The organism is Azospirillum sp. HJ39 (assembly GCF_041507355.1).
In the GTDB taxonomy this organism is placed as follows: Bacteria; Pseudomonadota; Alphaproteobacteria; order Azospirillales; family Azospirillaceae; genus Azospirillum; species Azospirillum thiophilum.
The window spans coordinates 514,911-536,400 of the sequence record NZ_CP167911.1; the positions used below are offsets into that span (position 1 = coordinate 514,911).

At 67.9% G+C, this 21,490-nt stretch carries 16 protein-coding genes; 6 read left to right on the forward strand and 10 right to left on the reverse strand.

The features are described 5' to 3' along the window. Positions 1-8 precede the first annotated feature (8 nt). The 4 genes from ABMY26_RS15805 to mdh form a co-directional block, all read right to left on the reverse strand. Complete coding sequence (locus ABMY26_RS15805) at positions 9-2,960, reverse strand: 2-oxoglutarate dehydrogenase E1 component (RefSeq protein ID WP_372398194.1); 2,952 nt, start codon at positions 2,958-2,960, stop codon at positions 9-11. Between the two features lie 286 nt (positions 2,961-3,246). After that, a complete protein-coding gene (gene sucD / locus ABMY26_RS15810; protein ID WP_372398196.1) occupies positions 3,247-4,122 on the reverse strand; it encodes a succinate--CoA ligase subunit alpha in 876 nt (291 codons plus the stop codon). A 1-nt stretch (position 4,123) separates the two neighbouring features. Continuing rightward, a complete protein-coding gene (sucC, locus tag ABMY26_RS15815; protein ID WP_372398197.1) occupies positions 4,124-5,320 on the reverse strand; it encodes an ADP-forming succinate--CoA ligase subunit beta in 1,197 nt (398 codons plus the stop codon). A gap of 130 nt (positions 5,321-5,450) precedes the next feature. Further along, a complete protein-coding gene (gene mdh / locus ABMY26_RS15820) occupies positions 5,451-6,419 on the reverse strand; it encodes a malate dehydrogenase (RefSeq protein WP_372398198.1) in 969 nt (322 codons plus the stop codon). 270 nt (positions 6,420-6,689) lie between these two features. Between mdh and ABMY26_RS15825 the strand changes: the two genes are divergently transcribed. Then, positions 6,690-7,184, forward strand: a complete 495-nt coding sequence (locus tag ABMY26_RS15825; RefSeq protein WP_372398199.1) for a hypothetical protein — start codon at positions 6,690-6,692, stop codon at positions 7,182-7,184. Positions 7,185-7,344: 160 nt separating this feature from the next. Here the strand turns inward: ABMY26_RS15825 and ABMY26_RS15830 are convergent, their stop codons facing one another. The 3 genes from ABMY26_RS15830 to ABMY26_RS15840 all read right to left on the reverse strand — a co-directional run bounded on the left by ABMY26_RS15830 (position 7,345) and on the right by ABMY26_RS15840 (position 11,698). Continuing rightward, positions 7,345-8,490: a DUF2336 domain-containing protein gene (locus tag ABMY26_RS15830; protein ID WP_372398200.1), complete on the reverse strand. Its 1,146-nt coding sequence runs from the start codon at positions 8,488-8,490 to the stop codon at positions 7,345-7,347. Positions 8,491-8,734: 244 nt separating this feature from the next. After that, positions 8,735-9,631 carry a hypothetical protein gene (locus ABMY26_RS15835; protein ID WP_372398201.1) on the reverse strand — a complete coding sequence of 299 codons (897 nt, stop codon included), beginning with the start codon at positions 9,629-9,631 and terminating at the stop codon, positions 8,735-8,737. A gap of 498 nt (positions 9,632-10,129) precedes the next feature. Continuing rightward, positions 10,130-11,698, reverse strand: coding sequence for a lysine--tRNA ligase (locus tag ABMY26_RS15840; RefSeq protein WP_372398202.1), 1,569 nt, complete (start codon positions 11,696-11,698; stop codon positions 10,130-10,132). A gap of 200 nt (positions 11,699-11,898) precedes the next feature. Between ABMY26_RS15840 and ABMY26_RS15845 the strand changes: the two genes are divergently transcribed. From ABMY26_RS15845 to ABMY26_RS15855, 3 genes are all read left to right on the forward strand, one after another. Further along, the gene (locus tag ABMY26_RS15845; protein ID WP_372398203.1) at positions 11,899-12,222 is read left to right on the forward strand and encodes a multidrug efflux SMR transporter; all 324 of its coding nucleotides are present in this window, start codon (positions 11,899-11,901) and stop codon (positions 12,220-12,222) included. Positions 12,223-12,292: 70 nt separating this feature from the next. Continuing rightward, positions 12,293-12,631, forward strand: coding sequence for a helix-turn-helix transcriptional regulator (locus tag ABMY26_RS15850; RefSeq protein WP_045581689.1), 339 nt, complete (start codon positions 12,293-12,295; stop codon positions 12,629-12,631). Continuing rightward, positions 12,628-13,107 (forward strand): SRPBCC family protein, encoded by a 480-nt coding sequence (locus tag ABMY26_RS15855; RefSeq protein ID WP_372398204.1) that lies wholly within the window; start codon positions 12,628-12,630, stop codon positions 13,105-13,107. The genes ABMY26_RS15850 and ABMY26_RS15855 overlap by 4 nt, the downstream gene beginning before the upstream one ends. Positions 13,108-13,131: 24 nt before the next feature. Here the strand turns inward: ABMY26_RS15855 and ABMY26_RS15860 are convergent, their stop codons facing one another. Then, positions 13,132-15,753, reverse strand: coding sequence for an EAL domain-containing protein (locus ABMY26_RS15860; RefSeq protein WP_372398205.1), 2,622 nt, complete (start codon positions 15,751-15,753; stop codon positions 13,132-13,134). 414 nt (positions 15,754-16,167) lie between these two features. Here ABMY26_RS15860 and ABMY26_RS15865 point away from each other — a divergent pair, with 414 nt between their 5' ends. Further along, a complete protein-coding gene (locus ABMY26_RS15865) occupies positions 16,168-16,665 on the forward strand; it encodes a GAF domain-containing protein (RefSeq protein ID WP_372398206.1) in 498 nt (165 codons plus the stop codon). Positions 16,666-16,672: 7 nt separating this feature from the next. On the opposite strand, the gene mscL is transcribed toward ABMY26_RS15865, so the two are convergent. After that, a complete protein-coding gene (gene mscL / locus ABMY26_RS15870) occupies positions 16,673-17,155 on the reverse strand; it encodes a large conductance mechanosensitive channel protein MscL (RefSeq protein WP_372398207.1) in 483 nt (160 codons plus the stop codon). A 141-nt stretch (positions 17,156-17,296) separates the two neighbouring features. Beyond that, positions 17,297-20,026 (reverse strand): preprotein translocase subunit SecA, encoded by a 2,730-nt coding sequence (gene secA, locus ABMY26_RS15875; protein ID WP_372398208.1) that lies wholly within the window; start codon positions 20,024-20,026, stop codon positions 17,297-17,299. Between the two features lie 418 nt (positions 20,027-20,444). Here secA and ABMY26_RS15880 point away from each other — a divergent pair, with 418 nt between their 5' ends. Next, positions 20,445-21,395 (forward strand): peptidylprolyl isomerase, encoded by a 951-nt coding sequence (locus ABMY26_RS15880; RefSeq protein WP_372398209.1) that lies wholly within the window; start codon positions 20,445-20,447, stop codon positions 21,393-21,395. Positions 21,396-21,490 lie beyond the last annotated feature (95 nt).

Genomic DNA, 21,490 nt, shown 5'->3' on the forward strand with positions numbered 1-21,490 from the left:
GGTGAGGGTCAGCGGACCGTCAGGGCCTCGTCCAGAAGCTTGGCCTGCTCCTGGTTGTGGCGCTTCAGCAGGCCGGTCGCCGGCGAGGCGGTGGCCGGGCGGCCGACATAGGACGGGCGGCCGGCCTTGTGGCCGACATCCTTCAGCACGCTTTCCAGACGGCGGTCGGCGAAGAACCAGGAGCCCTGGTTCTCCGGCTCCTCCTGGCACCACACCAGCTCGGCGTTCGGATATTTGGCGAACTCGGCCGCCAGCGCGTCCTTCGGGAACGGGTAGAGCTGCTCCAGGCGCAGGATGACCACGTCCTTGATGCCGCGGCTCATGCGCTCCTGCAGCAGGTCGTAATAGACCTTGCCGGAGCACACGACGATGCGGCGGATCTTGTCGTTGGCGGCCAGATCGTTGGCGGTCTCGCCCAGCACGCGGTGGAAGGTGCTGCCCGGGCCCATCTCCGACAGGTCGGAGATGCACAGCTTGTGGCGCAGCAGCGACTTCGGCGTGAACAGGACCAGCGGCTTGCGGAAGCTGCGGCGGATCTGGCGGCGGAAGACGTGGAACAGGTTGGCCGGCGTCGTCACGTTGCAGATCTGCCAGTTGTCCTCGGCGCACATCTGCAGGAAGCGTTCCGGACGGGCCGACGAGTGTTCCGGACCCTGGCCCTCGTAGCCGTGCGGCAGCAGCAGCACCAGGCCGGACATGCGCAGCCACTTGGACTCGCCCGACGAGATGAACTGGTCGATGATGGTCTGGGCGGTGTTGGCGAAATCGCCGAACTGCGCCTCCCACAGCACCAGATTGTGCGGCTCGGCCAGCGAATAGCCATACTCGTAGCCGACCACCGCGGCTTCCGACAGCGGGCTGTCATGGACCTCGAAGGTCGCCTGGTCGGCGCCCAGATGGCAGAGCGGGATGTACTTCTCTTCGGTGTTCTGGTCGTACATCACCGCATGGCGGTGCGAGAAGGTGCCGCGGCCGGAATCCTGGCCCGACAGGCGGACGCCGGTGCCCTCGGCCACCAGCGTGGCGTAGGCCAGCGCCTCGGCGGTCGCCCAGTCGATGCCTTCGCCCGATTCGAGCGTCTTGCGCTTGGCTTCCAGCTGGCGCGCGATCTTGGAGTTGATCGCGAAATCCTTCGGGTACTCGCACAGCTTGAAGCCGATTTCCTTCAGCTTGTCGAGGTCGACCCCGGTTTCGCCGCGGTGGGCGGTGTCGGCGCCCTGCGCCTGCAGGCCGGCCCACTTGCCTTCCAGCCAGTCGGCCTTGTTCGGCTTGTAGGTGCTCGACGCCTCGAACTCGCCCTCCAGCTTCTTCATGAAGTCCTGGGTGATCTGATCGCCCTCGGCCTGGGTGATCACGTTCTCGTCGACCAGCTGCTTGGCGTACAGCTCGCGCGTCGTCGCGTGGGCGCGGATCTTCTTGTACATCAGCGGCTGGGTGAAGCCCGGCTCGTCGCCCTCGTTGTGGCCGTGGCGGCGGTAGCACACCATGTCGATGACGACGTCCCGCTTGAACTTCTGGCGGAACTCGATGGCGATGCGGCTGACATGGACGACGGCTTCGGGATCGTCGCCGTTCACGTGGAAGATCGGCGCCTGCACCATCTTGGCCATGTCGGAGCAGTACACGCCCGACCGCGAATAGGTCGGGTTGGTGGTGAAGCCGATCTGGTTGTTGATGATGAAGTGCATGGTGCCGCCGGTGCGGTAGCCGCGCAGCTCCGACAGGCCCAGCGTCTCGGCGACGATGCCCTGGCCGGCGAAGGCGGCATCGCCGTGGATCAGCACGCCCATCACCTGCTCGCGATCCAGGTCGCGGCGCTGCTGCTGCTTGGCGCGCACCTTGCCCAGCACGACCGGGTTGACCCATTCCAGGTGGGACGGGTTGGCGGTCAGCGACAGGTGGACGATGTTGCCGTTGAAGTCGCGGTCCGACGAGGTGCCGAGATGGTACTTCACGTCGCCCGAACCCTGGACGTCCTGCGGGCTCGACGGGTTGCCCTGGAACTCCGAGAAGACGGCGGAGAAGGGCTTGCCCATGAAGTTGGTCAGCACGTTCAGCCGGCCGCGGTGGGCCATGCCGACGACGACCTCCTTCAAGCCGAGCTGGCCGCCGCGCTTCAGGATCTGCTCCAGCGCGGGGATCATCGACTCGCCGCCTTCAAGGCCGAAGCGCTTGGTGCCGGTGTATTTCAGCTGCAGGAACTTCTCGAAGCCCTCGGCAGCGGTCAGCCGCTCCAGGATGGCGCGTTTGCCGTTCACCGTGAAGTCGGTGTGGTTGCGCCCGCCCTCGATGCGCTCCTGGATCCAGGCCTTCTCTTCCGGGTCCTGGATGTGCATGAACTCGACGCCGATCGTCCCGCAATAGGTCTTGTGCAGGATGTCGAGGATCTGGCGCAGCGTCGCCGTTTCCAGGCCGAGCGAATAGTTCAGGAAGATCGGGCGGTCGAGGTCGCCCGGGCCGAAGCCGTAGGTCGCCGGATCGAGTTCCGGGTGCGGCTCGCGCTTTTCCAGGCCCAGCGGGTCGAAATGCGCGTTCATGTGGCCGCGGACGCGGAAGACGCGGATCAGCATCAGGGCGCGGATGCTGTCCAGCGTGGCGGCGCGCAGCTGCTGGTGGCTGATGCCGCCATAGACCTGCTGGGCGTGGGCCAGCATGGCGCCGTTGCCGGGGCCGTTCAGCGCCGCGGCGGCACCGTTGGCCCCGCCGTTCGGCACGGCGACGATGAAGCTCTCGGCGACCGGGTCGCGCTTGGCCTTGGGGTCCTCCAGATCGGACAGGGTCCAGGACGCGCCGCGCAGCTCGTCCAGGACGGCGCGCGAATCCTCGTCCAGATCCTGGAAGAAGCTGTTCCAGCTCGGATCGACGGCGGCCGGATCGGAGAGGAAGCTGGCATAGAGTTCGGCGACGTAACCGGCGTTCGAGCCGAAGAGGAACGAGGTCTGTTCCAGATTTGCCGACATGGTTTCACCTCGGGCGTGGACCCGGGTCCCTGTGGGAGAATTTCGTGTTGATGAAGGGGACGGGGATCGATGGATACCCATGTGCAGGAACCGGCAGGGGCGGCCGGCGGGGGCGCGGATCGCGCCGCCGATGCCTGCATATGGGTTCCCAGGACCGTCCGTCCAGAGGGGGCGTTCCCGAGAGGCGGCGGGCGGGTCGCCATGGCGGCCCGCCCGTCGTCTCCGGTGACGCGGATCGGGTGCGGCGTGCCGGCAGCGCGAACGCCGCCGGCACGCCGCGGCCCGGTCAGCCCTTGAACACCTTCAGCATGGTGGAGCCCAGCGAGGCGGGGCTGTCGGCGACGGCGATGCCGACCGACTTCATGAAGTCGATCTTGAAGTCGGCGGTGTCGTTGCCGCCCGAGATCACCGCGCCGGCATGGCCCATGCGGCGACCCGGAGGAGCCGTGCGGCCGGCGATGAAGCCGACGACCGGCTTCTTCGTGCCCGACGCCTTGATGAACTCGGCGCCGCGGACTTCGGCGTCGCCGCCGATCTCGCCGATCATGATGATGCCCTCGGTCTCCGGGTCCTTCACGAACAGCTCCAGGCTGTCGACGAAGTTGGTGCCGTTGACCGGGTCGCCGCCGATGCCGATGCAGGTGGTCTGGCCGAGGCCGGCCGCCGTGGTCTGCGCGACGGCCTCATAGGTCAGCGTGCCCGAACGGGACACGATGCCGATCTTGCCGCGCTTGTGGATGTGGCCCGGCATGATGCCGATCTTGCACTCGTCCGGCGTGATGATGCCGGGGCAGTTCGGCCCGATCAGGCGCGTGGCGGAGCCGCTGAGCGCGCGCTTGACGCGGACCATGTCCAGCACCGGGATGCCCTCGGTGATGCAGACCACCAGCGGGATCTCGGCGTCGATGGCTTCCAGGATCGCGTCGGCCGCAAACGGCGGCGGCACGTAGATCACGGACGCGTTGGCGCCGGTCTTCTCGACCGCCTCGGCGACGGTGTCGAAGATCGGCAGGTCGAGGTGCTTGGCCCCGCCCTTGCCGGGGGTCACGCCGCCGACCATCTTGGTGCCGTAGGCGATGGCCTGCTCGGAGTGGAAGGTGCCCTGGGCTCCGGTGAAGCCCTGGCAGATCACCTTCGTGTTCTTATCGACGAGAACAGCCATTTCACGCGGCCTCCTTCACGGCCTTGACCACCTTTTCGGCGGCATCGGCGAGGTTGTCGGCCGAGAGGATCGGCAGGCCGGATTCGGCCAGGATCTTCTTGCCCAGATCGACGTTGGTGCCTTCCAGGCGGACCACCAGCGGAACGTGCAGGTGCACTTCGCGCGCCGCGGCGACCACGCCCTCGGCGATCACGTCGCAGCGCATGATGCCGCCGAAGATGTTGACCAGGATGCCTTCGACGTTGCTGTCGGACAGGATCAGCTTGAAGGCCGCGGTGACGCGCTCCTTCGTGGCGCCGCCGCCGACGTCGAGGAAGTTGGCCGGCTCGCCGCCATACAGCTTGATGATGTCCATGGTGGCCATCGCCAGACCGGCGCCGTTCACCATGCAGCCGATGTTGCCGTCGAGCTTGACGTAGTTGAGGCTGTGCTTGGCCGCCTCGATCTCCGACGGATCCTCTTCGGCCTCGTCGCGCAGCTCTTCCACGTCCTTGTGGCGGAACAGCGCGTTGTCGTCGAAGTTCATCTTGGCGTCGAGCGCCAGGATGTCGCCCGAGCCGGTGACGATCAGCGGGTTGATCTCGACGATGGCGCAGTCCAGGTCCACGAAGGCCTTGTAGGCGGCCATGATGAACTTGGCGGCGGCACCGACCTGCTTGCCTTCCAGGCCGAGCGCGAAGGCGACCTTGCGGGTGTGGTAGCCCTGGATGCCGGTGGCCGGGTCGACCGCGACCTTGATGATCTTCTCGGGCGTGTTGTGGGCGACCTCCTCGATCTCCATCCCGCCTTCGGTCGAGGCCATGATGGTGACGCGGCCGGTGGCCCGGTCGATCAGCATGCCGAGATACAGCTCGCGCTTGATGTCGGCGCCTTCCTCGACATAGAGGCGCTTGACCTCGCGGCCTTCCGCGCCGGTCTGCTTGGTCACGAGAACGTGGTTCAGCATCTCGGCGGCGTTCTTGCCGACATCCTCGATCGACTTGACGACGCGGACGCCGCCCTTGCCCTCGGGGTTGTCCTTGAAGCGCCCGGCGCCGCGGCCGCCGGCATGGATCTGGGACTTCACCACCCAGACCGGACCGCCCAGCTCGCGGGCGACCGTCTCGGCCTCCTGCGGGGTGTAGGCAACGCCGCCGCGGGGAACCGCGACGCCGTACTTCTTCAGCAGGCTTTTCGCCTGGTACTCATGGATGTTCATCGGGCGTCCATCTGTTTTTTGGTTCGGCTGACGAAACGGGTCGACTGAAAGACGAGACGGGCGCACCACCGGCGCCTGCCCGGCCCTGGAAATGGGCCGGGGAGACGCCGGAGACCGCGCGGTTCGTCCTTTAGGAAGCGGACTTCTCGGCGTCCAGCTTCTTGACGACGTCGACCAGCGTCTTCACCGCGTCGACGGAGTTCTGGAACATCGCCTTCTCTTCGTCGTTCAGCTCGATCTCGATGATCTTCTCGACGCCGCCGGCGCCGATGATCGTCGGGACGCCGACGTAGAGGTCGTCCTGGCCGTACTGGCCGCTCAGGTGGGCGGCGACCGGAAGGACGCGCTTCTGGTCCTTCAGGTAGGACTCGGCCATCTGGATGGCGGAGGCGGCCGGGGCGTAGAAGGCCGAGCCGTTGCCCAGCAGCTTGACGATCTCGGCGCCGCCGTCACGGGTGCGCTGGACGATGGCGTCCAGCTTCTCCTGCGTGGTCCAGCCCATCTTGACCAGATCGGGCAGCGGGATGCCGGCGACGGTGGAGTAGCGCACCAGCGGGACCATGGTGTCGCCGTGGCCGCCCAGCACGAAGGCGGTGACGTCCTCGACCGAGACGTTGAACTCTTCGGCCAGGAAATAGCGGAAGCGGGCCGAGTCGAGCACGCCGGCCATGCCGACCACGCGCTCCGGCGGCAGGCCGGAGGCCTGCTGCAGCACCCACACCATCACGTCGAGCGGGTTGGTGACGACGATGACGAAGGCGTTCGGGGCATACTTGCCGATGGCTTCGCCGACGGTCTTGCAGACGCCGCTGTTGATGCCGATCAGGTCGTCGCGGCTCATGCCCGGCTTGCGCGGGATGCCGGCGGTGACGATGACGACGTCGGCGCCCTCGATGGCCGAATAATCGTTGCCGCCGGTCAGGCTGGCGTTGTAGCCCTCGACCGGGCCGGCCTCGGCGAGGTCGAGAGCCTTGCCGGCGGGGGTGCCTGCGACGATGTCGAACAGGACGACGTCGCCCAGTTCCTTCTGGGCAGCGAGCAGAGCCAGCGTGCCGCCGATCTGGCCGGCACCGACGAGCGCAATCTTCTTGCGAGCCATGGAGCGTTCCCTAAAACGTTTGAGCGTCCCCCATTCAGCGGGAGACTAGAACCGTTGGTCATTCTAACGTCTTAGGGATCCAGCGCCCCGAGATTTCGGAAGCGTAGGTAGCGCGTTTTGTCGCGGAGGGCAAGCCCGACCGCAAGCGGGGCATTGCAGCTTTGCGTCGCACCCCCGATGATCCTTTCCAACGGCGGGACCGTTCGGCTTTATACGTATGTTTCAGGTCCGGTCACCAACTTGTAGCAAGTCAATCGAAGGAGAGCGTTGATGGCCAAATTCCTGGCGCGCGGCATGTCCGGTCTGACCCTGTCGCTGGCGCTTGCGGCCGGCCTCGCCGCCGGTTCCGCCACCGGCAGCGCCCAGGCGCAGACGGTCGGCGACTTCACCGCCGCCATCGCCGCCGCGCCGATCACCGACGCCGTGGCGGAAACCAGCGTCGCCTATTGCCAGACGCTGACCAACTACGTCTTCACCTCCATCCCGGAAAACCAGAAGGCGAACTGGGTGCTGCCGCTGGTGACGCTCGACGGGTCGCTGACGGCCGAGATGGCGGCCAAGCGCGAGGCCTGCATGAAGGTGCGCCAGCAGCCGCTGATCGCCTTCGATGCCGGCACCGGCGAGCAGATCGTCACCCCGGCCGAGGCGATGGAAGGCCCGACCGACCGCGGCCCCTATTACAAGGAGGTTTCGCCCGACACCCCGGTCCCGCACACCGGCCGCGCCACCCCGCGCCAGCCGATGCAGCGCGGCGGCGTGCAGTAAGGCGGGATCCGGGGGGGCGCGCGCCGTTGCCCCCTCCCTCCCACGGCTGCGCCGCGGGTCCCTCCCTCCCCCGCGTTGCGGGAGAGGGGTGATGCGCACAGAGGCGGCAGTCCCCTCTCCCGCAACGCGGGGGAGGGTTAGGGAGGGGGCAAAGGACTTGTTACGGCCCGATGCCGTAGCGTTCCAGGTGGCGGGCCATCTCGGCGGCGGACAGCGGGAAGCCGCTGCCCTGCCGGGCGTTCAGCATGGCGCGCGGGTGGATGCCCGCCGCCCGCGCCTGCACCTGCATGGCACAGCGCATCGACAGGCCGGCCCGCCATACCAGCGCCGTCACCGCCTGCGGGTCGTGGGCGTCGAGGATCAGGTCCACCACCTCCGGCGCGACGCGGGCGCGCAGGGTCAGCGCCGCCCGCACGAAACCGGCCTCGTTCCACGACATCGCGTCGCCCAGCGCCGTCTCGTCCAGCTTGCCCAGCCGGTGCAGCCGGACCGCGCGTCGCTCCGGCGACTCGGCGGAGTCGGGCGCCTCGGCCCAATCGATGCGGCGGCGGGTGGTCGCCGCGATCTCCGCCACCGTGGCGTCGTCGAGGTCCGGGCCGCGGCGCAGGGCCTCCACCACCGCCAGATCGACGAAATCGGCCAGCCGCAGCGCCAGCCGGCGGGGCAGGGCCGGGCGACGGGCCAGCTTCTCCCGCCAGCCGGGGTGGTCGGCTGCCCGCTCCACCAGCGATTCGAGCGTCGGTTCGGCGATCACCGCCCCGTTGTTGTCGAGCAGGATGCCGGTCGCCTCGGCATGGCCTCTGCCGGCGATGGCGTCGGACAGGGCGGCCCCGATGCTGTGGCGCCGGGCGATGGCCGACAGCGCCCAACCGGCGGGCGCGGCGGCGACGATGTCCATCAGATCCTCGTCGGCGAGGGCGGCGCAGCAGCGCAGCACCGGCTCCGCCACCGACCGCTCGACGTCGCGCGCCAGGGTCGTCACCACCGACGGCGGGGCGCAGGCGATGTCCTTGATCGCGGTGGCCAGCGCCTCGCGCACCCGGACGATGTGGTCGCGGGCCAGCTGCTCCAGCGCGCGCACCGCCACGGTGCTGACGGTGTCGGCGCCGCCCGGCGGGAGATCCGGCAGCAGCCGGCACAGCTTGCGGGCAAGGTGGGAGCGGACGTCGGCATCGCCCATGCCGGCCAGCCGCGATTCGATCAGCGCGTCACCGACCTGCCGGGCAACGCCGCGGTCCGCCTCGGGCGGGGGCGCCGCCGGGGGCACAGGGTCCGGGGAGGGTGGATCGGCGAACAGATAGTCCATCAGCTCGGGCGCGACTCCGCAGTCCGTCTCCGGCGGGAGAGCGGTCGGGGGGCGGGACGGGGAGCGCCGGGCTGTCACCGGACTGCGAGCCTTGCGATTGGCACCGGTCCCCCTTTGGGGCGGCGGTGGGGACATGGACATCATGCGCCTCTTCGAAGCGCCACCGCCATCAAAGCGCCGCCCGGGTTAACGGGGTCCTAATACGCCTACGGCGGCCCCGGTGATTTCCTGCGCGCCGTTTCGCTCAGCGCCGCTTCGCCGCCGGGGTGGCGCCCAGCATGTTGCGCTGCGCCAGCATCGGCCGCGGCGTCCGCCGGCCGCCCGGCACGCGGATGGCGGCGGCCTGTTCCATCCGGTGCCTGTCGAACTGGTCGAAGATGCGCATCAGGGCTTCCGCCGTGCCCTCGCCGTAATGGATATCGATGCGGGCGCGGTCCTGTTCGGTGCGCACCCCCTCGCGCAGGCGGCCGAACAGGGCGTCGAACAGCGTCTCGAAATGCTGGTCGGCGAAGATGAAGCGGCTGTCGCGCAGCCGGTCGGTCATCCGCCGGATGAAGGTCTGGCGCTGCTGGTGGAACTGGCGGAAGCGCAGCATCGCCCGCACGAAGGGCATGTCGGCCAGCACCGCCAGCGTATCCTCATGCGCCAGACGCCGCCAGACCTCCGCATCCCGGTCGGTGCCGAGCCGGTTGAAGACCGACAGCGCGCTGGCGTTCAGGGCCGTCCATTCCTTCTCGTAGAACAGGGCGGACAGGCTGGCCTGCAGGCCGGGGACGACGATCTGGGGAAAGACAGCGCCGGTGACCGGGTCCATGCTGTCGGGCAGCCGCGTCCGCAGCGCCGACACCATCAGCCGGGTCACGAAGTCGCGGCGGCGCCCGTCGGCCTGGAAGAGCGGCGGCGCCTCTCCCGCCGGGCCGCAGCCGCCGCAGGCCGAGGCGGTGCAGCTCTGGCAGATGGTGGCGAACAGCGGCAGCACCGACGGCCAGTGCGCCATCATCAGCCCCACGGCGCGGGTGAAATCCTCGCGCGACAGGGCGCCCTTGGCGGTGAATTGCGGCTCCAGCGCCTCCTGGAAGGTGCTGACCAGCGCCTGGGCGGTGCGGTGATGGCGTTCGAACGGCGGCGGATCGGTCGACATTCCACGCCCTCCCTTGCGATTGGTCCCGGATGTCCGGATGGCCGGTTCGATGCGGCCGGCCATGGCTGTCTCTGGAATTTATCTCGTATTTTATGGAATTAGGGTGTGATGGCCGTCACAGGCTGGGCGGTCCGGGGGGCGCAGGAGCAAAAAAAAGGCCGCTGCCCGGAAGGGCGCGGCCTTTAGTCTAGGGAGGAAACGCACTGCAAAATGCAGTAACGAAGCGGAGTATACGGATATGGCCGTGTTAGCGGTATCACGCTTTTCGAATTGGTGCGGTGCGATGTCCGCATAGCGCGGTATGGAATAAGGTTTGCTCCGCCCAACGGATAGGCTGAAGAGCAGTGTTCTGCATATTTTTCAGCCAATTTCCAGATCGCGGGTCAGACGAACGATCGAAATGGAAAATGATCGCGCATTTTATCGTTCGTAAACGAAAAAGGGGATGCCCATCGGCATCCCCCTTTCCTGCTGCCATGTCGCCAATCGGGCCGCCAATCAGGCCGCCAGCTTCTCGCGGATCAGCGCCTTGGTCTCGTCGATGCCGTAGAGCTGGATGAAGGACCCCATGCGCGGGCCGGTGGTCTGGCCAAGCAGCACCTCGTAAAGCGCCTGGAACCAGGCCCGCAGTTCGGTGAAGCCGTGGGCCTTGCCCACCTCGAAGACCTCGTTCTGGATGGCGTCGGCGCGGACGTCGGCCGGCAGGCCGTCCAGCTTGGCCAGCAGGTCGGTCAGGGCGGCGCGCTCGGCGTCGGTGGGGGCGCGGAAGCGCTTGGTCGGCTTCACCTGATCCTGATAGTAGCGCACGGCATAGCCGACCATGCTGTCCAGGAAGGGGCTGTTCTCCGGCGTGGCGTCGGGCGCATAGCGGCGGATGAAGCCCCACATGCTGTCCTTGGTCTCGGCATTCGCCGCCCCCGCCAGATTGAGCAGCAGGTTGAAGGACACGTCGGAACGCACCGCCGGCGGCTTGCCGTTGTGGATGTGCCAGGCCGGGTTCTCCAGCTTCTTCGCCGGCTCCTCGCCGTGGACCTTGTCGACGAAGGTCAGATACTCGTCCACCGCGCGCGGAATGACGTCGAAATACAGCCGCTTGGCCGATTTCGGCTTCTGGAACATGTAGAGCGCCAGGCTCTCCGGCGGGGCGTAGGCCAGCCATTCCTCCATGGTCAGGCCGTTGCCCTTCGACTTGGAGATCTTCTGGCCCTTGTCGTCGAGGAAAAGCTCGTAGTTGAAGCCTTCCGGCGGGGTGCCGCCCAGGATCCTGCAGATCTTGCCGGCCAGCTCGGCCGACGGGATCAGATCCTTGCCGTACATCTCGTAATCGACGCCGAGGCCGAACCAGCGCATGCCCCAGTCCGGCTTCCATTGCAGCTTCACATGGCCGCCGGTGACCGGCAGTTCGACCTTCTTGCCGTCCTCGTCCTCGAAGACGATGGTGCCGGCATCGGCATTGCGCTCCAGCATCGGCACCTGGAGCACGCGGCCGGTCGAGGGCGAGACCGGCAGGAAGGGGCTGTAGGTGGCCTGCCGCTCGGCGCCGAGCGTGGGCAGCATCACCGCCATCACCTCGTCGTAATGGCGCAGGATGCCGAGCAGCGCCTCGTCGAAGCGGCCGGACTTGTACCAGTCGGTCGAGGACTGGAACTCGTACTCGAAGCCGAAGCCGTCGAGGAAGGCGCGCAGCCGGGCGTTGTTGTGGGCGCCGAAGCTGTCATGGGTGCCGAACGGATCGGGCACCCGGGTCAGAGGCTTGCCCAGGCTGGCCGCCACCATCTCCTTGTTGGGGATGTTGTCGGGCACCTTGCGCAGCCCGTCCATGTCGTCCGAGAAGCAGAACAGCCGGGTCGGAATGTCGCTCATGGTCTGGAAGGCGTGGCGGACCATGCTGGTGCGCGCCACCTCGCCGAAGGTGCCGAGATGCGGCAGGCCCGACGGACCGTAGCCGGTCTCGAACAGGACATAGCCTTTGGCGGGCGGCGCTTTCGCGAAGCGCGCGACCAGTTTGCGCGCCTCCTCGAACGGCCATGCCTTCGCCTGCAACGCCAGATCCCGTTCGCCGGTCATCGTCGGACCCTTTCGACACCAGATAGACAAAGTCCAGGCCGGAGAGAACAGGCCTGGGAATGAGGGCAAAGACCGTAGGGCCGGTGGAGCGCGGCGTCAACAGCGGCACTTGCCGCGCCGGTGCGCGGGGTCCATCCTGCGCCGTTTCTCGGGGCAGGACCGTTGGAATCGGCTGCCGGAATTGTGGGGGCTTGGTGTCGATGAGCTGGCTGTATCTGGCGGTCGCGATCCTGTTCGAGATCGTCGGCACCTCGGCGATGAAGATGTCGGACGGGATGACGCGGGCCGGGCCGGCGGCGGTCGTGGTGCTGTGCTATGGCGTCGCCTTCGTCCTGCTGGCGCAGGCGCTGCGGACCATCGAGGTCGGCATCGCCTATGCCATCTGGTCGGCGGCCGGAACCGCCGCCATCGCCGCCATCGGCGTGGTGGTGTTCGGGGAATCGCTCAGCCTGCTGAAGGTCGCCGGCATCGCCCTGATCGTCGCCGGGGTGGCCAGCCTGCATGCGGCCAACGGCGCGGCCTGACCCCGAGGCCGGATGCGCACTGCAACAGTTAGGCGTTGACCTAACTATTGATCGCCGATAGGGTGAGGCCATGGATGCGGCTCTCGACAGGACGTTCCGCGCGTTGGCCGATCCGACGCGCCGGGCGGTGGTTCAGGCGCTGGCGCGCGGGCCGGCTTCGGTCGGCGACCTCGCGAAGCCGTTCGAAATGGCGTTGCCGAGCTTTCTCCAGCATCTCCGGCTGCTGGAGGACAGCGGCCTCGTCGAGACGCGCAAGATCGGCCGGGTCCGCACCTGCACGCTCAGGCCCGAGGCGCTGGCGGCCGTGGAAGGCTGGCTGGACGCCCAGCGCAGCCTGTGGAGCAAGCGGCTCGACCAGCTCGACAATCTGGTGCTCGACCTGAAGGAAAGGGAGGAAGGAACCCCATGAGCGTCACGCCCATCGTCTTCGACCCGCGCCTCGATCTCGAACTGAAGCGCGAGGTCGCGGTCCCGCCAAGGCTCGTCTGGCGCGCCTGGACCGAGCCGGAGCTGCTCATGAAATGGTTCACGCCGGCGCCCTGGCGGACCACGGCCTGCGAGATCGACCTCAGGCCGGGCGGCAGGTTCCGCACGGTGATGGAGGGGCCGAACGGCGAGCGGAACGACAGCACCGGCTGCTTCCTCGCCGTGGAGCATGAGAGGCTGCTGGTCTTCACCGATGCGCTGGGCCCCGGCTACCGTCCCTCCGGCGACGGCTTCATGACCGCGACGGTCACGCTGGAGGCGACGGAAACCGGCACGCTCTATACCGCCGTCGCCTGTCACAAGGACGAGGCGGCGAAGACGCAGCACGAGGAGATGGGCTTCCATCTGGGCTGGGGCACGGCGCTCGACCAGCTGGTCGCGCTGGCGAAGGGGCTCTGACGGCGCCTGCCGTTCCGTGCCGCCCTACACCCTCGCCTTGAACGGGTTCACCTGCCGGGCGGCGCGCTCGACCGCCTCGGCCGGGCCGGGGCGGCCGAGGAAATAGCCCTGGGCGACGTCGCAGCGCAGCAGGCGCAGGGCCTCCAGCGTTTCGGCATCCTCCACCCCCTCGGCGACGGCGGTCAGGTTCAGGCTGTGCGCCATCTGGATGACCGCGGCGGTGATCTTGGCGCTGTCATGGTTGCGGGTGAGGTCGGCGACGAAGCTGCGGTCGATCTTCAGCTTGTCCACCGCCAGACGGCCGATGTAGGACAGGTTGGAATAGCCGGTGCCGAAATCGTCGATCGACACCTGGATGCCCATCGCCTTGATGCGGCGCAGGTTGTCGATCACCAGCTCGGTGTTCTGGATCAGCATCGATTCGGTCAGCTCCAGCTCCAGCAGCAGCGGATCCAGGCCGCTGTCGGCCAGCGCCTGCGTCACCGTGCGGACCAGGTCGTTGCGCTGGAGTTGCAGCGCCGAGAGATTGACCGCGACCGACAGCGACAGCCCCTGGCTGCGCCAGCGCGCCGCCTGCCGGCAGGCCTCCGCCAGCACCCAGGCGCCGATGGGGACGATCAGGCCGCTGTCCTCGGCGATCGGGATGAAGGCGCCGGGCGGGATCATGCCCTTGTCCGGATGGTTCCAGCGCAGGAGCGCCTCGGCCCCGATCACGGCGCCGGTCTCCAGGCTGACCTGCGGCTGGTAGTGGACCAGGAACTCCTGCCGTTCCAGCGCCCGGCGCAGGCTGCTGCGGGTCGACAGGTGGGCCACCGCCTCCGCGTTCATCGCCTCGGCATAGAAGCGGTGGGTGTCGCGGCCGGACACCTTGGCATGGTGCAGGGCGGTGTCGGCGTTCTTCAGCAGGGTGGCGAAATCGCTGCCGTCGGCGGGCGCCAGCGCCACGCCGGAGGACAGGGTGACGGTCAGCTCCTGTCCCGCCACCTGGAAGGGCTCGGCCATCGCCTCGTGCAGGGAGGCGACCGCCTCCACCACCGCGTCGGCGTCGGGCAGCCCGGACAGCAGCAGGATGAATTCGTCGCCGCCGCCGCGGCTGACGGTGTCGGTGTCGCGCACCGCGGCCTTCAGCCGGTCCGCCACCGCGCGCAACAGCGCGTCGCCGACGGCGTGGCCCAGACTGTCGTTCACCGTCTTGAAGCGGTCCAGCCCGCAGGCGACCAGCGCCACCAGCCGGCCGTTGCGCTCGGCCCGCGCCAGAGCCTGCCCGGCGCGGTCCTGCACCAGCAGCCGGTTCGGCAGCAGGGTCAGCGCGTCGTGGTAGGACAGGAACTCCATCCGCTCCTGCGCGGCCTTGCGTTCGGTGATGTCGCGCACCACCACCAGCAGCCGGCGGTCGTTGCCGTCCACCGCGGCGCGCCGCATGCTGACCTCGACCCAGAACAGCGTCCCGTCCAGCTTGCGGGCATGCCATTCGAACAGCTGGGGGGTGCCGGCGGATGCCTTGCGGATCCAGGCCGCGGCGTCGTTGCGGGTATAGGGCGGCACGCCGGAACTGATCATGTCGATTTTGATGGCGGGCAGCGGCGTGTCGCCGATGCCGTACATCTCCACCATCCGGCGGTTGACCTCCTGGATGTTGCCGCTGTCCAGGTCGTGGATGAAGATGGCGTCGGTGACATTGTCGAAGATGGTGCGGACCCGCTCCTCGCTGGCGGTCAGCGCGGCGACGGCGGTGCGCAGGCTCTCGGTCTTGCTTTCCACCTGGCGGCGCAGCAGCAGCCCCCACACCAGCGCGCCGATGCCGAGCACCAGCAGCCCGGCCAGCAGCTTGACCAGCAGGTCGATCAGCTGGGGACTGACCGCACCGGCGATGCTGCGGCCGAGCCAGCGATCCTCGATCTCCTTGCGCTCCGCCGGGGTGATGCGGGCGAAGCCGTCGGCGACCAGCCGGTAGAGCGCGGCGTCGCCCTTGCGCACCGCCCAATGCAGTTCGCCGGTATAGAGCGGGTCGGTGTAGCGGAAGCGCCCCTGCACCCCGCGCTTGGTCATGTAGTAGTTGGCCGACGGGTCGTCCATGCAGAAGACCCGCGTTTCCTGCCGCGCCGCCGCCTCGATCATCGTCTCGAAGCCGGAATAATGCTGGAAGGCGGTGATGCCCTGTTCGGTCAGCCATTCGACGCAGAAGTCACGGTCCTTCACCCCGACGGTGAAGGCGCGCAGCGAATCGACCCCGGTGATCCCGCTGAGGTCTGCGCTGAACCAGATCGGCACGTCGACCTTGGCGTAGGGCTGCGAGAAGTCGTAGAGCAGCTCGCGCGCGGCATTGCGGAAGATCGTCTCGATGACGTCGGCGTCGCCCTTGTCCATCGCCTGCCGGGCGAGGCCCCAGTCGGTCGCCAGCATGTGGACCGGGACGCCGGTCTTCTGCGACCACAATGCCCACAGATCCTTGACGATCCCGACATGGGCGCCGTAGCCGTCGCGGAAGCTGTAGGGCGGGTAATTGTCGTCGAGCGCCACCCGGATCAGCGCCGGGCGCGGGGCGGCGTCCTGTGCGGCGGCGGGCGCGGGGAAAGCCGGCTGCGTGGGGCCGATCGCCGCCGCCGGGCCACCGGCCAGCATCGCCAGCAGGAGCACGGCCAGCATCCGCAGCGCGGCGGGCCATCCGCCTCCCCGGCCACCCCCCCGTCCGAAATGGCCGACGCGCGCGGCGGAGCGCGTCGTCGGATCCCGGCACGGACGGTTGGCGGACATGGGCATGGCCTTTGCCGAGGGCAGGGGACTTGTGGGGAGCCGGTGCGATGGCGGTCCCGCCGGGGGACCGGTACCGACCCTAAGAGCGTACCCCGTCCGTCCCGGCTCGGCAACGAGGGGTTCTTGCGGTCCCGGCACGATTGCCCGCCTCGGTGGAGGTGGGGCGGCCCTGGGAAAACCTGCATTCGCAGGATCCGCCGCTTTCCCGGTCCATGGCGGCAAATCCGTCGACAGCGGGCGGTGCGTCCGGTACTGACTGAAGCAACAGGGATTTCGACGAGATCGCCCGGACCAGCGGAGCGTGCCATGGACAGGACACAAGCGGCGGTTTTCGGGCTGCGTGTCGGACACGCGACGGTCGGGGATGTGTGGAAGGCCGCCTGCGAGGACATCGTGGAGCGCACCGCGGTGTCGCGCGCCAGCGTCTGGGCCTTCGCGGACGGGCGGGAAAAGCTGGTCTGCCTGAACCTGTTCGATGCGGCCCGGCGCGAGCATGGCGGCGGCATGGTGCTGCTGCGCGCCGACCATCCCGACTATTTCCGCGCCATCACCAACAATTCCCGCGTCGTGGCGAGCGATGCGCTGACCCACCCGGCGACCCGCTGTTTCGCCGGGACCTATTTCAAGGGAAACGACATCCGCAGCCTGCTCGACTACATCGTCCTGTACGAGAACGTGGCGGTCGGCGTGCTGTGCTGCGAGCAATCGGGGGCGATGCGGGAGTGGACGCCGGCCGACAGCGCCTGCCTGCAATCGGTGGCGATGCTGATCGGGACGGTGTTCCTGGCGGTGGACGGCAGCTGAGGACCGGTCAGGACGGGCGGTCGGGCGGCGCCTTCGCCGTCGCCTGGACGCCGGTTCCTGCCTTGTGACCGGCCCGGTCGTCCGTTCGGGCGCGCAGGGCGTCGCGGATTTCCTCCAGCAGCTGTTCCTGCCGCGGCGGGGTCTTCGGCGTTTCCTTGTGCAGGACATGCAGGCGGTTGACCTGCCGGACGATCAGGAACAGCGCGCCGGACACGATCAGGAAATTGATGCAGGCGTTGATGAAGCGGCCGTAATTCACAGTGGCCGCCCCCGCGGCCTCCGCGGCCTGGAGCGAATCGTAGCCGCCGCCCGACAGGCTGAAGAAATAGTTCGAGAAGTCGATGCCGCCCATCACCCAGCCGATGGGCGGCATCAGGATGTCCTTGACCAGGGAATTGACGATCCCGGTGAAGGCGGCACCGATGATGATGCCGACCGCCAGCTCGACGACATTGCCGCGGCTGATGAATTTCTTGAACTCTTCGAGCATGGCGTCCCGTCTTCCATGGTTGCTGGAGGGGAAACGGGGTGGGGAGGGGTTGGTTGCAATGGAGGCTCCTGCTCCCTCCCTGGCCCTCCCCCGCCAATGCGGGAGAGGGAAGGGACACCGCAGCCCCCCTGCAATCTTCCCTTACGCCATGCGCCCGTGGCAGTGCTTGAACTTCTTGCCCGACCCGCAGGGGCAGGAGGCGTTGCGCGGGGTGTTGGCCATCACATCGTCCGGCAGCGGCTGGTCTTCCGGCGTGCCGGCCAGCGACGAGGCGCGGACCATGCCGTCCGGCAGGGCTTCGCCGGCCCCGGCCCCGGCCATCTCCAGCGCCGGGTCGGTGCGGCCCTCGTGCATCTCCTGCATCTGGCGGGCGAACAGCTCCTCCGGCGTCGGGGCCATGCGGATCTCGACATGCATCAGGATGCTGGTGACCTGCTCGCGCAGCGCCATCAGCATGGTGTCGAACAGCTCGAAGGCCTCGCGCTTGTACTCGTTCAGCGGATCCTTCTGGGCGTAGGCGCGCAGGTTGATGCCCTGGCGCAGATGGTCGAGCTGGAGGAGATGGTCCTTCCATTCCTGGTCCAGGACCTGGAGCAGGATGCTCTTCTCGACATGCCGCATCGTCTCGGCGCTGTAGGCCTCCTCCTTCTCCGCATATTTGCGGTCGGCGGCCTCGCGCACGCGCTCCTCGATTTCCGGCTCGGCGATGCCCTCTTCCTTGGCCCAGTCCTGCACCGGCAGATCCATGCCCAGCACGCGGTTGACCGCCTCGTGCAGGCCGTCGATGTCCCACTGTTCGGAGTAGCTGTTCGCCGGGATGGCGGTCGACACCATGTTGGCGATCAGCTGATGGCGCATCTCGCGGATTTCCTCCGCGATGTCCTCGCTCTCCATCACCTCGTGGCGCTGCTCGTAGACGACCTTGCGCTGGTCGTTCATGACGTTGTCGAACTTCAGCAGGTTCTTGCGCACCTCGAAATGGTGCGCCTCGACCTTCTGCTGCGCCTTTTCCAACGCCTTGTTGATCCAGGGATGGATGATCGCCTCGCCCTCCTTCAGGCCGAGGCGCTGGAGCATGCTGTCCATCCGCTCCGACCCGAAGATGCGCATCAAATCGTCTTCCAGCGACAGGAAGAACTTCGAGGTGCCGGGGTCGCCCTGGCGGCCGGAGCGGCCGCGCAGCTGGTTGTCGATGCGGCGGCTCTCGTGCCGCTCGGTGCCGATGACATACAGGCCGCCGGCCTGCTTGACCGCCTCGCGCGCCTCGACGATCTCGGCCTCGATCTGCTTGATGCGGGCGTCGCGCTCGGGGCCTTCGGGCAGGTCGGCCAGCTCGACCTCGATGCGCATCTGGAGATTGCCGCCGAGCTGGATGTCGGTGCCGCGGCCGGCCATGTTGGTGGCGACCGTCACCGCCCCGGCGCGGCCGGCCTGCCCGACGATGTAGGCCTCCTGCTCGTGGTGGCGGGCGTTCAGGACGTTGTGCGGGATGCCGCGCTTGGTCAGCAGCTCCGCCAGCAGCTCGGACTTCTCGATCGAGGTGGTGCCGACCAGCACCGGCTGGCCGCGTTTGCGCGCGTCCTCGATCAGGTCGGTCATCGCGTGGTACTTCTCGGTCGCGGTGCGATAGACCTCGTCGTCGTGGTCGATACGCTTGACCGGGACGTTGGTCGGGATGTCCACCACTTCGAGACCGTAGATCTCGCCGAACTCCGCCGCCTCGGTCAGCGCGGTGCCGGTCATGCCGGCCAGCTTCGGGTAGATGCGGAAATAGTTCTGGAAGGTGATGGAGGCCAGCGTCTGGTTCTCGCGCTGGATCGTCACCTTCTCCTTGGCTTCCAGCGCCTGGTGCAGCCCTTCGGAGAAGCGGCGGCCTTCCATCATGCGGCCGGTGAACTCGTCGATGATGACGACCTTGTCGTCCTTGACGATATAGTCCTTGTCGCGCTGGAACAGCATGTGGGCGCGCAGCGCCTGCTGCGAATGGTGGACCAGCGCCACGTTCTGGATGTCGTAGAGCCCGCCGGTCTTCAGCAGCCCGGCCTGGCCCAGCAGCTGTTCCATATGCTCCTGGCCGGCCTCGGTGAAGCTGACGGTGCGGTGCTTCTCGTCCTTCTCGAAATCCTCTGCCACCAGCATCGGGATCAGCCGGTCGACCTGGACATACATCTCCGACGAGTCTGTCGAGGGACCGGAGATGATCAGCGGCGTGCGCGCCTCGTCGATCAGGATCGAGTCGACCTCGTCGACGATGGCGTAGTTGAAGGGCCGCTGGACCAGCTCCTCCAGCCGGAACTTCATGTTGTCGCGCAGATAGTCGAAGCCGAACTCGTTGTTCGTGCCGTAGGTGATGTCGGCGGCATAGGCGGCGCGCCGCTCGTCGTCGTCCAGCCCGTGGACGATGCAGCCGGTGGACAGCCCGAGGAAGCCGTAGACCCGCGCCATCCAGCCGCTGTCGCGCGAGGCGAGATAGTCGTTCACGGTGACGACGTGGACGCCCTTGCCTTCCAGCGCGTTCAGGTAGACGGCGAGCGTGGCGACCAGCGTCTTGCCCTCGCCGGTGCGCATCTCGGCGATCTTGCCGCTGTGCAGCACCATGCCGCCCATCAGCTGGACGTCGAAATGGCGCTGGCCCAGCACGCGCCTGGCCGCCTCGCGCACGGTGGCGAAGGCGTCGGGCAGGATGTCGTCCAGCGTCTCGCCCTTGGCCAGCCGGTCGCGCAGCCAGTCGGTGCGGCCCTTCAGCTGGTCGTCCGACAGCGCGGCGACCGACGGCTCCAGCGCGTTGATCTGAGCCACGGTCTTGTGCAGCGCCTTGACCGCGCGCGTGTTGGCGGTGCCGAAAATCTTGCGGGCGAGAGCGCCGAACATGAAAACCTCGGGAGTAAAGCGGAGTGTGGGCCAGCCTATCGACGGGTCTCACATAGGACTATGGAGAGGCCCTGTCAACGAGACCGGGCGAGACCGGTCCCGCGGCGCCCCGCCGCCGCATGACGGGACGATGAATTCGCGTCCAGCAAGCCGGGAGCCGTCTGGATGCGGCGGCCGGGGGCTGGTATAGGCCGGTCCGGCGCCACAGTTCCTGTGACGGGACGATGGCGACCCTTGCCCACGGCAGGCGAGCCATGCTTAATCCCCTGCGGAATCGGGCGCGGAGCGGCGGATGGCTCCGATGCCGCGGGCCCCTGCGAAACGGACGGCGTCTTCGATGTTGCCCCCCTTCAATCCTGCCCCCTTCAATCTCGTCCCTCGTGTTGCGAAGCATCCGCCGGAAGGAAAAAGACACGCCATGGTTCATCGAGTGTTCCGCACCGCGCTCCTGTCGGTCGCCGCCTGCGGCATCGCGCTGGCCGCCCATGCCCAGACGCCGGCTCCGGCCACCCCCGCGCCGGCGGCGGCCGCCGCGCCGGCCGCCGCCGCCCCTGCCGATCCGGTCGTCGCCCGCGTCAACGGCGAGGAGCTGCACAAGTCGGACGTCACCCGCATGGTCTCGCAGCTGCCGCCCCAGGTGCAGCAGATGCCGATCGAGATGATCTATCCGGCGGTGATCGACCAGCTGGTCAGCGGCAAGCTGGTCGCGTCGGCCGGCTACAAGGCCGGTCTGGCCGATTCGGCCGATGTGAAGGACGAGATCAAGCGCGCCGAGGAGCGCGCGGTCCAGCGCGCCTACATCCAGAAGGAGATCAAGGCCCGCGTCACCCCCGAGGCGATGCAGAAGGCCTATCAGGATTACCTGAAGGAGAACCCGGCGCTGGAGGAGGTCAAGGCCGCCCACATCCTGGTCGAGAAGGAGGACGAGGCCAAGGCCATCATCGCCCAGCTGAAGAAGGGCGGCGATTTCGCCAAGCTGGCCAAGGAAAAGTCCAAGGACGCCGCCGCCGCGGCCCAGGGCGGCGATCTCGGCTATTTCACCAAGGACGCGATGGTCGAGCCCTTCGCCAACGCCGCCTTCGCCATGAAGCCGGGCGAGGTCAGCAAGGAGCCGGTGAAGACCCAGTTCGGCTATCACATCATCAAGGTCGAGGACAAGCGCACCCAGCCGCAGCCGACCCTGGACGAGGTGAAGCCGCAGCTGGAGCAGACGCTGTCGAAGGACATCGTCACCGCGCTGGTCGAGGAGCTGCGCGGAGCCGCGAAGGTCGAGACCTTCCAGCTCGACGGCTCGCCGATGCCGAAGGAAGAGCCGGCCGCCGCCCCGGCTCCGGCCCCGGCTGCTCCGGCGGAGCCGGCGAAGAAGTAAGGGGACGGGGGGCGTACCATGCCCCCACCCCAACCCTCCCCCGCTGGGCGGGGGAGGGGGTAAGCGCTTTTGCAGGAGAGCGGCGGCAGTCCCCT